Source organism: Salinicola endophyticus, from assembly GCF_040536835.1.
In the GTDB taxonomy this organism is placed as follows: domain Bacteria; phylum Pseudomonadota; class Gammaproteobacteria; order Pseudomonadales; family Halomonadaceae; genus Salinicola; species Salinicola endophyticus_A.
Window position 1 is genome coordinate 3,136,778 of sequence record NZ_CP159578.1, and the last position, 12,456, is coordinate 3,149,233.

Genomic DNA, 12,456 nt, shown 5'->3' on the forward strand with positions numbered 1-12,456 from the left:
CAGCGACGCCTCACTACTCCTCGGCGCCGTTCTCTTCTAATCTGGGTTCAAAGGGTGGGCTGGGCGGCGCATCGACGCCGCCCAACCGCGCCATCACCTCGATTACCCAGATTGTCGCGTCAGGGAGGACCACAATGCCGGGATGCGCGAGACACGAATCGGTATGCCGGCGCTGCGATGCTCCGCTGCCGTTCGACTTCACCATGGCCTTCCAGCCGCTCGTCGACCTCGAGCGTGGCGAGATCTACGGCTACGAGGCGCTGGTACGCGACAGTGACGGCGGCTCGGCGGCCAGCGTGCTGTGCCGGGTCGACGACGACAATCTCTACCGCTTCGATCAGGCGTGCCGGGTCAAGGCCCTGGAGCTGGCCCATCGGCTAGGCCATCAGGGTCTGCTCTCGATCAACTTCCTGCCCAACGCCGTCTACGAGCCCGAGGCCTGCATTCAGGCCACGCTGATCACCGCCGAGCGGCTGGGCTGGCCGGTGGACCGGCTCTGCTTCGAGATCATCGAGACCGAGAAGGTCAGGGATCGACGCCACCTGCAGAGCATCGTCGACACCTATCGCAACATGGGCATGACCGTCGCCCTGGATGACTTCGGCAGTGGCCACGCCAATCTGGACTTGCTGGTGGACATCGTGCCCGATCTGCTCAAGATCGACCGCCGTCTGGTGGATGGCGTCGATACCGCCCCGCGTCAGCAGATCCTGATCGAGCAGATCGTGACCCTGGCGGAGAAGCTCGATATCGATCTGATCGCAGAAGGCGTGGAGACGCTGGAAGAGGCGCGCTGGCTCTACCGCCGCGGCATCGTGCGCCAGCAGGGCTACTGGTACGCGCGCCCGGAAACCGAAGGTTTGCCGCAGTGCCAGCCGGCTCAGTTCGCGCTGGTACGCGGCCAGCATTGAGCGGCCGCCTCTCTTGTCTTCGCACACGGTGGTCCGCCCCATGAACGCTTTGCAGGTATCTCTCGATAGTGACGTCGGCGCCAGCCAGAGGCGCCTCGAGCCGACGCTCCAGTCCACCCTGGAGGGGCTCGAACTGCTCGGCATCGCAGCACTCGTCTACCGTGTCGATGACGACGACGTGTGGGTGGCCGAGGCCAATGCGCTGGCGCGACATCAGCTGGCGCTGGACACCGAACTGCCGGCCGTCGACCCCTGGCAGTGGCTCGACGATCAGCGCCAACCACTGGCGTCGCTTGCCCACCCCGCGCGCCAGTGCGACGAGCGAGCGCCCCAGGCGTGGCGGCGCTACCATCTGCGCGATCATCGCGGTGAACTGCGCGCCCTGCGGCTACGTTGCCGTGGGGTGGAAGGCGCTGGCGAGCGCCAGGTATTGGTCGCCCTGGACCGCATTACCGTGCTCGACCCTGCCCCGGCGGAATCCCGAACGCACACCTCGCAGCTGCCGGCTTCGCTGCGCCAGTGGATCGGCAGCCTGCCGATCGGCGCCTGCGTACTCGATGCCGCAGGCTATCTGCGTCTGGTCAACCCCGCGCTCTGCAACTTCTTCGGCTATGCCGCCGGCGAGCTGCTGGAGCGCCACTTCCAGGTGCTGCTCGCACCCGCCTCGCGCGAGTCGAGTCAACGCTATCATCTGACGTCGCTCACCAGCGGCGGACAGCGCAGCCTCGAGCTGATGCGCCGCGATGGCTCACTGTGCACGATGCAGGTAGAAGACAGCGTGGTGCACCATGCCGATGGTCGGCCGCTGCGTATCGCCTGCCTGGTCGACATGACCGCCCAACGCGAACAGACGCGCGAGCTGCAGGCGCGCAACCGCCGCCTGGAGTATCTGGCCACGCGCGACGAGATGACCGGGCTGCACAACCGGCGCTATGGCCAGCAGCTGCTGGAGCAGGCGATTCGGCGCAGCAGCCGCTACGGCGAGCCGCTGGCCGTGGCCATGCTCGACCTGGACCACTTCAAGACGGTCAACGACGAACATGGCCATGCGGTCGGCGACGATGTGCTGAGAGAGTTCAGCAGCCTGGTCGGCGCCATGCTGCGCCAGAGCGACATGTTGATTCGCTGGGGTGGAGAGGAGTTTCTGCTGCTACTGCCGGGGGTCGACCGCTTCTCCGCCCACGCCACCCTGGACCGGGTGCTGACACGGCTCAAGCAGCAGCCGCTGAGTGCTCGTCAGCTGCGGCTATCGTTCTCGGCGGGGATCGCCGAGCCACGCCAGACCACCTCGCACAAGCTGCTCGAACGGGTGGACGCCGCGCTCTATCGAGCCAAGCAGGCCGGCCGCGGATGTATCACCGTGACCGAAGCCGCGCCGCCGGCGCCGGCCCTGGGCGAGGATCCGGAGCTGCCCGAAGACCCGGCGCTGCCGCTGTAGCAACCGCATCGCCGGGCCCGGGGTGCGGCAGCGAATTCAGAAGAGCGCACGCACGGCCAGGAACAGCACCGTCGGCGCCAGCAGGATGCCCAGACCGGTATAGAAGGTCGCGGTCATCGCGCCATACGGCACCAGCCGCGCATCGGTCGCGGCGAGACCTGCCGCCACGCCGCTGGTGGTGCCGATCAGACCGCCGAAGATCATCGCCGAGCGCGGGTTGTCGAGACCGATCAGGCGCGCCGTGGCCGGGGTTGCGATCATGGTCAGGATCGACTTGACCAGACCGGCGGCGATCGACAGCGCGATCACCTCCGAACTCGCCCCGAGGGTGGCGCCGGTTACCGGTCCGACGATATAGGTCACCGCGCCGGCAGCGATGGTGGTGATGTCCACCGGGTCGGTATAGCCGAAGCCCACGGCGACCACCGCGCCGGCCACGAACGACACCAGCACGCCGAGAAACAGCGCGATCACCCCGCGCAACCCGGCCTTCTTGATCTCCTGGAAACGTACGCCATAGGCGGTGGCGATGATCGCCAGATCGCGCAGCATGCCGCCGCCCATCAGTCCCAGACCCGAGAACAGGGTGACATCGGACAGCCCCTTGCTGCCGCCGGTGGAGACGCCCCCCACGTAGGCCAGCACCAGGCCGATGATGATCGCGATGGCCGAGCCGTGCAGGCGCCCGGCGGTGAGATGGCGGCTGAGCCAGTAGGCCACGTACATGGTCAGGCCGACCACGGCGAAGGCCGCGATCAGATGATATTTGTCGACCAGCGACACGATGGAGTCGTTCATGCGGGCACTCCCCTGTTGTTGTTAAAAGTCGTCGTTAACAATCGTCGTTAAGAGATGTCGTTGAAAGGTTCAGTAGCCGCGCGGTGAGGAACGATCGGTGGTCGCCCGGGAGGGCGGCATGGCGGCGCTGGCGGGCGGGTCCAGCGGTTGCGCGTCGTCCCCTTTCTTGCCGGTGAGCACCGGCACCAGCGCCAGCCCCAGCGCCACTGCCAGCACCCCAGCGACGATCGCCACCATGCCACCGCTGAAGGCTGCAGCCACGTTCTGGCTCGCCGCCATGGCGACCACGATCGGAATGTACATCGCGTTCCAGAAATTGATGCCGCTTTCGGTCGCCTCCGGCAGCTTGCCGCGGTCCTTGAGATAGCCGGTCACGAAGATCAGCAGCAGCATGGCGATACCCACGCCGCCCAGGTTGGCGCTGATGCCGAGCAGCTGGCCCAGCACGTCGCCGATGATCAGTCCCACCAGCATGCAGCCGGCGAGTAGCGCAACACCGTAGATCACCATCGTCATTCACCTCCGGGGCGTTGTTGTGGCGCCGGCGAGCCCCTGATCACCGGCGCTTGTTATGGCATGAACTGGCGCTGACCTCAGCGCGACGCTGCGGCCGGTGTCTGGTAGATGTCGGCGTAACGCTCGCGCAGCGCGTTCTTCTGCACCTTGCCCATCACGTTGCGCGGCAGGCTGTCGATGAAGAACACCCGCTTGGGCTGCTTGTAGCGCGCCACCTTGTCGCTGAGTGAGGCGAGCACCTGCGACTCGTCGAGTGTCGCGCCCGGCTTGAGCACCACCGCGGCGGTGACGCCTTCGCCCAGATCCGGGTGGTTGACGCCGATCACCGCCGACTCGACCACCTCCGGCAGCTCATCGATCCACTGCTCGATCTCCTTGGGATAGACGTTGTAGCCGCCGGAGATCACCAGATCCTTGTCGCGGCCGACGATCGACAGATAGCCGTCGCTGTCGATCACCCCCAGGTCGCCGGTGATGAAGAAGCCATCCTCGCGGAACTCGGCAGCGGTCTTCTCCGGCATGCGCCAGTACCCCTTGAACACGTTGGGACCCCGCACTTCCACCAGCCCGGTCTCCCCCGGCGCCAGCACTTTGCCACTGTCGCGATCGGTGATCCGCACCTCGCTGCCGGGCAGCGCGAAGCCGACCGTGCCGGGACGGCGCTCGCCGTCGTAGGGGTTGGAGGTGTTCATGTTGGTCTCGGTCATGCCATAGCGCTCGAGAATGGCGTGGCCGGTACGTTCGAAGAAGTCGTGGTGGGTCTCCGCCAGCAGCGGCGCCGAGCCGGAGACGAACAGGCGCATGTTGCGCACCGCCTCGCGGTCGAGACGCGGACTGGCGAGCAGGCGGGTATAGAAGGTCGGCACCCCCATCAGCACGGTCGCCCGTGGCATCAGCGTGATCAGCTGCTCCGGATCGAGCTTGGGCAGGAAGGTCATCGAAGCGCCGACAGTGAGAATGATGTTGCACGCCACGAACAGCCCGTGGGTATGGAAGATCGGCAGCGCATGAAGCAGATGGTCATCGCTGCTGAAACGCCAGGTCTCGGCCAGCGCCTGGCTGTTGGCGGCGAGGTTGGCGTGGGTCAGCATCGCGCCCTTGGAGCGCCCGGTGGTGCCCGAGGTGTAGAGAATCGCTGCCAGGTCGTCGCCCGCCAGCTCGGCGATCTCCGTATCCGCTTCCGCCGCCTCGGCGAGGGCCATCAGCGAGCCGTCGGCCGCCGTCCCCAGGGTCTCGACCGCGGCCGATGTCTGATAAATATCGCCGCAGCGCTCGGCGAGCCGCTCGGCGCTGTCACGGTCCTCTGGGCGGCACACGTAGAGTCGCGGTTCGGCATCGCCGAGGAAGTACTCGATCTCGGCCTCGGTGTAGGCGGTATTGAGCGGCAGATAGACGGCGCCGACCTGCAGGCAGGCGAGGTAGAGCATCACCGTCTGCGGGCTCTTGTCGACCTGCACCACCACCCGCTCGCCGGGGGTCACGCCGCGCTCGCGCAGTACCCGCGCCAGGCGCCGCGAGGTATCGAGCACATCGCGGTAGCGGTAGCTCGCCCCCTCGGCGGTGTCGATCAGCACCTTCTCCGGCTGGCGCGAGAAGTTGTCGAAGAACTGAAGGTAAAGGTTTTGATTCATGCCACTCTCCTGCGATTCATACCACTATTTCTGCTGCCCGCAGCGGCGGTTCACCTGCGAGCCATGTCCTGTCGTTCGTCGGGCCGCATCCGGTGACGCCGCCACCCCGGGTCCGCAAGTCGGATCTCAAGCCTTGGCCTTGGGATGGCTCTTGGGATCGACCTTGGCGGGGCCCTTGGGCGCGGCGAGCAGACGGCTGCGCCCCTGCTTGGCGTCGCGCCGGATCTCCTGGGTGCATATCACGCTACCCTCGCGGCTGAACGCTTCGTGGTTCTGTTCGATCCGTTCGAGCTCGTAGAGGTAGTTGACCATCAGCGCGTGGGACTGCTTGAGCCCCTTCTCCGACACGTCACCCGGCCAGTTGAGGCGATGCAGGCTGGCACCGTTGCCGAGATGGAAGCGTGCCACCGGGTCGAGCGGCATACCGCTGTCGCCACGCTTGACGTCGATCAGGTAGTGGGCGGCCAGCGCACGCACTTCGGGGGCGAGCTTGTCGCGCACCTTGCCCGGTTCGCGCCAGTGCCCGGCGTCGAGCTCGGCGACGAGATCGTCGCTGAGGTTGAGTTCACCCTGGTCGCGGGTCTGCTGCAGCCAGGCGGCGAAGCCCGGCACCGGTGACAGGGTGACGAAGTTCTCCAGATTGGGCAGCTCGCGCTTGAGCTCCTGCACCACCTGCTTGATCAGGAAGTTGCCGAATGAGATGCCCTTGAGCCCGGCCTGGCAGTTGCTGATGCTGTAGAAGGCGGCGGTATCCGCCTCCTGCGGCGGCACCTCGTCGCCGCTCTCGAGGATGGTCTGGATGTTGTCGGGAATACCCCGGCACAGCGCCACCTCGACGAAGATCAGCGGCTCGTCGCCGGTGGCCGGGTGGAAGAAGGCGTAGCAGTGCCGGTCGTCGGGATCGAGCCGCCGGCGCAGATCGCCCCAGTCGCGAATCGCGTGTACCGCCTCGTAGCGGATCAGCTTTTCGAGCACCGCCGCCGAGGTGTTCCAGTCGATGCTCTCCAGCATCAGGAAGCCGCGGTTGAACCAGGAAGCGAACAGATGCGCGAAATCCGCATCCAGCGGCGCCAGCTCCGGGTGAGCCTTGAGCAGAGCGAGCAGATCGGCGCGCATCTTCACCAGCTCGTAAGTGCCGCCGGGGCAGAGATTGAGCCGGCGCAGCAGGTGCTGGCGGCGTGGTTCGCACACCGCGAACAACTGCGCCAGGCTGGCGTTGTCCTCGGCCTCCTGGTAGGCCGCATAGGCGGCGTGGATGCGCTCGGGCTCAGCGGCGTAGTGCTCGGCGAGCAGCTGGAAGAAGGCCAGGCGCCCGGCCTCATCGAGCGACGCATAACGCTCCAACGCCTCCTGGGCGATCAGGATCTGCGACGCCTCACCGCCGGGCAGCATCAGCGTCTCGCACACCGACGTCAGCCGCGCGAGGCTGCTCGGGGTGTCGCGCTTGTCGGCGTGAGCGGCCTGACCGCGGGTACGGCGGCCGATACTCGACAGGAGTTCCTGCAGAAAATTCATGTTGACGTTCATGCCGGCCCTCTCGGGTGTGGAGTGGATGCGTTCGCCGACTTTCCAGATCCAGCTTTTCAGACCCGACTTCCCAGATCCGACTTTCCGGACAAGCCTGACGAGATCGCACGGACGCAGGTGTTAACATACAAGTAACCGATCTGTTATATACAACAGTCACGACTCCCGACTTCACTGTCAACATGGGAAAAAGTCTAAGATGGCGCGGCAGTTGCGCTACCAAGCAAGCCCTAGAAGGCTGAAAAGACGGTAAATTCTGGCAGGATCACACAAGCGGAAAAGAGGAGAACGTCGAGCATGGCCAGCGTCCCCCAGGCCCAGCGGCTGCGCGACCTACTCGAGGACGCGATCGTCGAGGGCCACTACGCCCCCGGTGATCGCCTCGACCCCGAGGCGCTGGCGCGCGACTACGCCTGCTCGCGCACGCCGATCCGCGAGGCGCTGCAACAGCTGGCCGCCTCGGGCATGGTCAAGGTGCTGCCCAAGCGCGGCACCTTCGTGGCCCAGCTCGGGGTGACCGAACTGGTCGAGCGCTTCGAGGTGATGGCGGAACTGGAGGGAATGTGCGCACGGCTGGCGGCGCGGCGTGCCACCCCCGAGGAGCTGGAAGGCCTGCGCCAGGCACATCGCGCGTGCCACGCTTGTCTCGAAGCGGGCGACGTCGATGGCTACTACTACGAGAATGGCGCTTTCCACCATCTGATCTACGCCGCCGGCCACAACGCCTTCCTGACTCAGGAGGCGACACGGCTGCACGCCATTCTCAAGCCCTACCGGCGCCTGCAGCTGCACGTGCGCCAACGCATGCAGAGCAGCTACGCCGAGCATCAGGCGATCATCGCCGCGCTGGAAACCGGCGACGCCGCAGGCGCCGAGCAGGCGATCCGCGATCACGTGCAGATTCAGGGCGAGCGTTTCAACGATCTGGTGGCATCGATGCAGCGGCTGCAGGCCATGCGTCGCTGACGCGCGCGCGACACGGCGGCGCCCGTCAGCGCACCAGCAGCGTCAACAGCAGAGCCACGGCCCCGACCACCAGTGCCACCGACACGCTCACGCTGACCAGCCGATTGAGCCAGCGGTCGAAGCGCGACAGCGCCATCGGCGCGGCTCGCCGGGTGGCGCCCTGCGGGGCACGGCGGTGAGATCGGTTAGGCATGAGCAGTGGGCTGTCGGTTGAAGGTGGGTGATAAAAGTTAACGGCCGTGACTCCCGTTACATTAGGCCGCGCCGGGATTTTTCTCCACTGCCACGCGATCTTGCCACGCACCACCTCTCTCCCCACCCCGCTATCTCTCCTATGTTCTCTCTCCTCTACCTTGTCTTCCCAGCGTGACTACGCTCGCCGGCTATCAGCCCCCGTATACGCAAGGGCCCCGCCGAAGCGGGGCCCGATAGCGTACTCCGCCCACCTCCAATGGCGGGCGACGCGGTTCAGCGCGGATTGATGCGGCGATTCTTGACGTCCGGCGCGCGGCGGTAGCGATCCTCGTCGGCCAGCTCCTCGGCCTCGAACGCATCCGCCCCCACCGGGGTCTCGCTGTGGCGGCGGTAGAGCGCCGTGAGCATCGCCTTGCGGTCGGCCCGGAGCTCCTTGATCATCACCGAGATCATGCCGTAGAGGATGAAGGTGAACGGCAGCGCCGAGAGTACCGCCGCCGACTGCAACCCCTTGAGGCCGCTCTCGCCGCCGGCGGATAGCAGGGTCAGGCAGATCGCGGCGATCAGCACGCCCCAGATCACGCGCTTGAGCAGCGGCGGATTGAGCGAGCCGTTATCAGTCATCTGCGACACGATGTAGGTCGCCGAGTCGGCCGAAGTCACCAGAAAGATGAAGATCAGGCACAGCGCCACCACCGACAGCACGTTGGAGAACGGCATCAGGTCGAACATGCGAAACAGCGCCGAGGTGATGTTGTCCGCAGTGGCCTGGGCCAACCCGGCGTCGCTGTGCAGCTCCATCTGGATCGCCGCGCCGCCGAACACGCCGATCCACAGACACGCCAGCAGCGGCGGCACGATCAGTACGCCGAACACGTACTGCTTGATCGTGCGCCCGCGCGAGATGCGCGCCACGAAGGTCCCCACGAACGGCGACCAGGCGATCACCCAGGCCCAGTAGAAGATGGTCCAGCCGGCGGCCCAGTCACTGCCATTGTAGGGCGACATGCGCAGGCTCATGCCGATGAAGTTCTGCAGGTAGTCGCCGATGCCCAGGGTGATCGTCTCCAGAATCTTGACCGTGGGCCCGGTGAGCAGGATGTAGAACATCAGTGCGAAGCAGATGATCAGATTGAGGTTGGAGAGATTCTTGATCCCCTTGTCCAGCCCCGAGGTGGCCGAGACCATGTAGCAGACGAACATCGCCCCCATGATGATGAACTGCCAGCTCATGTTCTCCTCGACCCCGAACACCGAGTGCAGGCCGCCGTTGATCTGCAGCACCGCCAGCCCGATCGAGGTGGCCACCCCCATCACCGTGGCGACGACCGCGAAGATGTCGAGCACCGGCCCAAGGCGACGCAGCTTGGGGCGCTTGGCGGTGACCGAGGAGAGCACGTTGGAGACCATGCCCGCCTGGCACTTGCGGAACTGGTAGTAGGCGATGATCAGCCCGACCACCGAGAACGCCGCCCACTGGTGAATGCCCCAGTTGAAGAAGCTGTACTGGATGGCGTAGCGCGCCGCCTCGGGCGTGGCCCCCTGGACATCGCCGAACGGCGGATTGAGATAGTGGGTCATGGGCTCAGCCATGCCGTAGAACACCAGCCCCACGCCGAAGCCGGCGGCCAGCAGCATGCTCACCCAGGAGAAGAAGCCGTAGGTCGGCTTGCTGTCCTGGGGCCCGAGCCGAATCTTGCCGTACTTGCTGAAGGCCAGCACCACCAGAAAGATTACGAAGCCGAACACCGAGATCAGATAGAACCAGCCGAAATAGTGGGTGGTCGCGCCGAGCGCGGTATTGGCGAGATCGCCGAAGCGGTTGGGAAAAATGGCACCGATGGCCACGATCGCGGCGATCAGCACCGCGGATACGATGAATACACCTTGCTTGCCAAGTCTGGCCATAAGGACTCCCCGGTCGTTGTCTCTCTTCCTTGAATCATGCCGGCGTCGTAACGCAGAGCTGGCCACAGTATAGACGACACGATTCTCGGTCCGCGTCGGCGCACCCGGCTCGACGGGCATGAATCAAACGTAAGCTGTGCACGAAAAGTCGGCGAGCGAAGGCAAGATAAGGCAAAAATCGGCGAGAGAGCGGAGTTTACACTGTGTAAATGAGCATCTTGAGCCGATTTTTAACGCCATATTGCCGAGCGCAGACAGTTTTCGTACCAGGCTTAATGTACGTAAGACTTCGTTAAGCCCCTCCACGGCACCCTACCCTCGACACCCTCTCCTTCAGCTCTTGGATGAGTACAGGAGACCGACCACGAGGGAAAACCCCATGCCCGGTTTACCGCTGACCGTTCCCACCGCCGCGCTGCACTGGCGCGAATGCCGGCAGGCGTCGGAGCGCGCCCAGCTCGAAGCCTTCATTGCCGCGACCTACCGGCGTCAGCACGGCGCCGAGCTGAACCAGTTCGCGCCGCGCCTCTACGGCCTGTGGGATGCCGACCAGTTGCAGGCCGCTGTCGGCGTGCGCCTGGCCGGCGACGCCCCGCTGTACCTGGAACGCTACCTGAGCGAGCCGGTCGAGTGCTTGCTGGCGCGCGAGCTGGACACGCCGGTCGCGCGCCACGCGCTGGCCGAAATCGCCAATCTGGCGACGCTGCGCCCGGGCCTGGCGGTACCGCTGATCCGTCACCTGATCGATTCGCTGGTGGCCGAGGGCTGCGGCTGGCTCACCTTCACCGCCACCGCCGCGGTGCGCAACGGCTTCCGCCGGCTGGGGCTCGACGTGCGCCGCCTGGGTGACGCCGACCCCGCGCATCTCGACGCCCACGAGCGCGAGCGCTGGGGCAACTACTACCTGCACCGCCCCTGGGTCATGGGCGGCGACCTGATCAAGGCGTGGCGGCGGCTCGACCCCAGCCGCGAGGTCGCCCATCCCGATGGCCCCGCCCCTCTAACCGTGACAGCCCAGGGCTGCCATCACAAGGTCGACCCCCATGCGTGAACGCTTCCTCGCCCATATCGACGCGCTCGCCACGAGTCAGCCGGAGAAGATTGCCCTCAGCGCCAACGGTGTGACGCTGACCTACGCCGAGCTGCCCGGCGAGATCGCCCGGCGCTGCCGGCAGCTGGCCACGCTGGGCGGGCGCCGCGTGGCGCTGATGCTCGACAACGGCCTCGACTGGGCGCTGTGGGACCTGGCGCTGATGCAGAGCGAGGCGGTCAACGTACCGCTGCCGATGTTCTTCTCCCCGGCCCAGCTGGCCCACGTGGTCGATCAGGCCGGGATCGACACCCTGATCGGCCCCGCCGCGGTCGCCGCGGCGCTGGGCTTTGCCGCCAGCGACGATCCGCTGTTGTGGCAACGCGAGGTGGCAGCGCCACCGAGGCTGCCAGCGGGGACGCACAAGATCACCTTCACCTCCGGCACCAGCGGCACGCCCAAGGGGGTCTGCCTCGACAGCGATACCCAACTGACGGTGGCGGACAGCCTGGCCGAGGTGGCTCGCAGTGTGGGCGTGAGGCGGCATCTAGCGATGCTGCCGCTGGCCACGCTGCTGGAAAACATCGGTGGCCTCTATGCCCCGCTGTGGCTGGGCGGCAGCGTCGCCCTGCCGGGGCTGGGCGAACTCGGCTGGCGTGGCGCCAGCGGCTTCGACAGCACCCAGGCGTGGCGTGTGATCCGCGCCGAGGCCCCGGACAGCCTGATCCTGGTGCCGCAGCTGCTCAGCGCGTTGCTGATGCAGCAGGGCGAGACACCGCTCGAGTTCGGACGCTTCTTCGCGGTGGGCGGGGCCACGGTCTCCCCGGCGCTGCTGGCGCGTGCCGCCGAGGCCGGTTGGCCGGTCTTCGAAGGCTACGGGCTCTCCGAGTGCGCCTCGGTAGTGACGCTCAACCGCCCCGGCGAGGTGCGCTCGGGTAGCGTCGGCCGCCCGCTGCCGCATGCCCGGATCACCCTCGCCGAGGATGGCGAAGTGATGGTCGAGGGCAGCCTGATGCTCGGCTACCTGGGTGACGACGCGCCGCGCCCGGCCCGCTGGGCCACCGGGGATCTCGGCGCCTGGGAGGGCGAGGCGCTGGTGCTCAAGGGGCGCCGGCGTCAGGTCTTCATCACCGCCTACGGACGCAACGTCGACCCCGCCTGGGTCGAGGCCGAGCTCACCGCAGAACCGTCGATCGCCCAGGCCTGGGTCAGCGGCGAGGCGCAGCCGAGCAATCGCGCACTGCTGGTACCGCGCGGCGAGTGGGTCAACGACCAGCAGCTCGAAGAGGCCGTGGCCCGCGCCAATCAACGGCTGCCCGACTACGCCCGCGTGGCGTGCTGGCAGCGTGGCGGCCCCTTCACCCCGGACAACGGCCTGGCCACGGCCAACGGCAGGCTGCGCCGCGAGGCGCTGGCCGAGCGCTACCGCCGCTGGCTGGACACCCCGGTCAGCGCGTGACGCGCCCACAAAACGCGCCAGGAGAGCCGCCCATGTCTCACCCGCATTCGACGCCAGAAGATTCAACACACCAAGAC

At 66.5% G+C, this 12,456-nt stretch carries 11 protein-coding genes; 5 read left to right on the top strand and 6 right to left on the bottom strand.

From position 1 onward, the window contains the following. The first annotated feature begins 134 nt into the window (after nt 1–134). Together ABV408_RS14275 and ABV408_RS14280 are read left to right on the top strand one after the other, a co-directional pair. Nucleotides 135–911, top strand: coding sequence for an EAL domain-containing protein (locus tag ABV408_RS14275; protein ID WP_353979571.1), 777 nt, complete (start codon nt 135–137; stop codon nt 909–911). A 40-nt stretch (nt 912–951) separates the two neighbouring features. Next, entirely contained in the window at nt 952–2,349 is a 1,398-nt protein-coding gene (locus tag ABV408_RS14280) for a sensor domain-containing diguanylate cyclase (protein WP_353979572.1), read from the top strand. Between the two features lie 36 nt (nt 2,350–2,385). On the opposite strand, the gene madM is transcribed toward ABV408_RS14280, so the two are convergent. The 4 genes from madM to ABV408_RS14300 form a co-directional block, all read right to left on the bottom strand. Continuing rightward, a complete protein-coding gene (gene madM, locus ABV408_RS14285; RefSeq protein ID WP_035474068.1) occupies nt 2,386–3,147 on the bottom strand; it encodes a malonate transporter subunit MadM in 762 nt (253 codons plus the stop codon). Nucleotides 3,148–3,216: 69 nt separating this feature from the next. Further along, complete coding sequence (gene madL, locus ABV408_RS14290) at nt 3,217–3,663, bottom strand: malonate transporter subunit MadL (RefSeq protein ID WP_353979573.1); 447 nt, start codon at nt 3,661–3,663, stop codon at nt 3,217–3,219. Between the two features lie 77 nt (nt 3,664–3,740). After that, nucleotides 3,741–5,294, bottom strand: coding sequence for a malonyl-CoA synthase (locus ABV408_RS14295; RefSeq protein WP_353979574.1), 1,554 nt, complete (start codon nt 5,292–5,294; stop codon nt 3,741–3,743). Between the two features lie 126 nt (nt 5,295–5,420). Further along, complete coding sequence (locus ABV408_RS14300) at nt 5,421–6,809, bottom strand: malonyl-CoA decarboxylase (RefSeq protein ID WP_353979575.1); 1,389 nt, start codon at nt 6,807–6,809, stop codon at nt 5,421–5,423. Nucleotides 6,810–7,118: 309 nt separating this feature from the next. Here ABV408_RS14300 and ABV408_RS14305 point away from each other — a divergent pair, with 309 nt between their 5' ends. After that, nucleotides 7,119–7,787: a GntR family transcriptional regulator gene (locus tag ABV408_RS14305; RefSeq protein WP_353979576.1), complete on the top strand. Its 669-nt coding sequence runs from the start codon at nt 7,119–7,121 to the stop codon at nt 7,785–7,787. Between the two features lie 25 nt (nt 7,788–7,812). Here the strand turns inward: ABV408_RS14305 and ABV408_RS14310 are convergent, their stop codons facing one another. Further along, the gene (locus ABV408_RS14310; RefSeq protein WP_353979577.1) at nt 7,813–7,980 is read right to left on the bottom strand and encodes a hypothetical protein; all 168 of its coding nucleotides are present in this window, start codon (nt 7,978–7,980) and stop codon (nt 7,813–7,815) included. Nucleotides 7,981–8,255: 275 nt separating this feature from the next. Next, a complete protein-coding gene (locus ABV408_RS14315; RefSeq protein WP_353979578.1) occupies nt 8,256–9,890 on the bottom strand; it encodes a BCCT family transporter in 1,635 nt (544 codons plus the stop codon). 379 nt (nt 9,891–10,269) lie between these two features. Here ABV408_RS14315 and ABV408_RS14320 point away from each other — a divergent pair, with 379 nt between their 5' ends. Further along, nucleotides 10,270–10,941, top strand: coding sequence for a thermostable hemolysin (locus ABV408_RS14320; RefSeq protein WP_353979579.1), 672 nt, complete (start codon nt 10,270–10,272; stop codon nt 10,939–10,941). After that, the gene (locus tag ABV408_RS14325) at nt 10,934–12,379 is read left to right on the top strand and encodes an AMP-binding protein (RefSeq protein WP_353979580.1); all 1,446 of its coding nucleotides are present in this window, start codon (nt 10,934–10,936) and stop codon (nt 12,377–12,379) included. The genes ABV408_RS14320 and ABV408_RS14325 overlap by 8 nt, the downstream gene beginning before the upstream one ends. Nucleotides 12,380–12,456: the final 77 nt, after the last annotated feature.

Excerpts from the sequence above, each read along its gene's own strand:
- ABV408_RS14275 (WP_353979571.1), top strand. The coding sequence starts at position 135 with ATGCCGGGATGCGCGAGACACGAATCGGTATGCCGGCGCTGCGATGCT.
- ABV408_RS14280 (WP_353979572.1), top strand. The coding sequence starts at position 952 with ATGAACGCTTTGCAGGTATCTCTCGATAGTGACGTCGGCGCCAGCCAG.
- madM (WP_035474068.1), bottom strand. The coding sequence starts at position 3,147 with ATGAACGACTCCATCGTGTCGCTGGTCGACAAATATCATCTGATCGCG.
- madL (WP_353979573.1), bottom strand. The coding sequence starts at position 3,663 with ATGACGATGGTGATCTACGGTGTTGCGCTACTCGCCGGCTGCATGCTG.
- ABV408_RS14295 (WP_353979574.1), bottom strand. The coding sequence starts at position 5,294 with ATGAATCAAAACCTTTACCTTCAGTTCTTCGACAACTTCTCGCGCCAG.
- ABV408_RS14300 (WP_353979575.1), bottom strand. The coding sequence starts at position 6,809 with ATGAATTTTCTGCAGGAACTCCTGTCGAGTATCGGCCGCCGTACCCGC.
- ABV408_RS14305 (WP_353979576.1), top strand. The coding sequence starts at position 7,119 with ATGGCCAGCGTCCCCCAGGCCCAGCGGCTGCGCGACCTACTCGAGGAC.
- ABV408_RS14310 (WP_353979577.1), bottom strand. The coding sequence starts at position 7,980 with ATGCCTAACCGATCTCACCGCCGTGCCCCGCAGGGCGCCACCCGGCGA.
- ABV408_RS14315 (WP_353979578.1), bottom strand. The coding sequence starts at position 9,890 with ATGGCCAGACTTGGCAAGCAAGGTGTATTCATCGTATCCGCGGTGCTG.
- ABV408_RS14320 (WP_353979579.1), top strand. The coding sequence starts at position 10,270 with ATGCCCGGTTTACCGCTGACCGTTCCCACCGCCGCGCTGCACTGGCGC.
- ABV408_RS14325 (WP_353979580.1), top strand. The coding sequence starts at position 10,934 with ATGCGTGAACGCTTCCTCGCCCATATCGACGCGCTCGCCACGAGTCAG.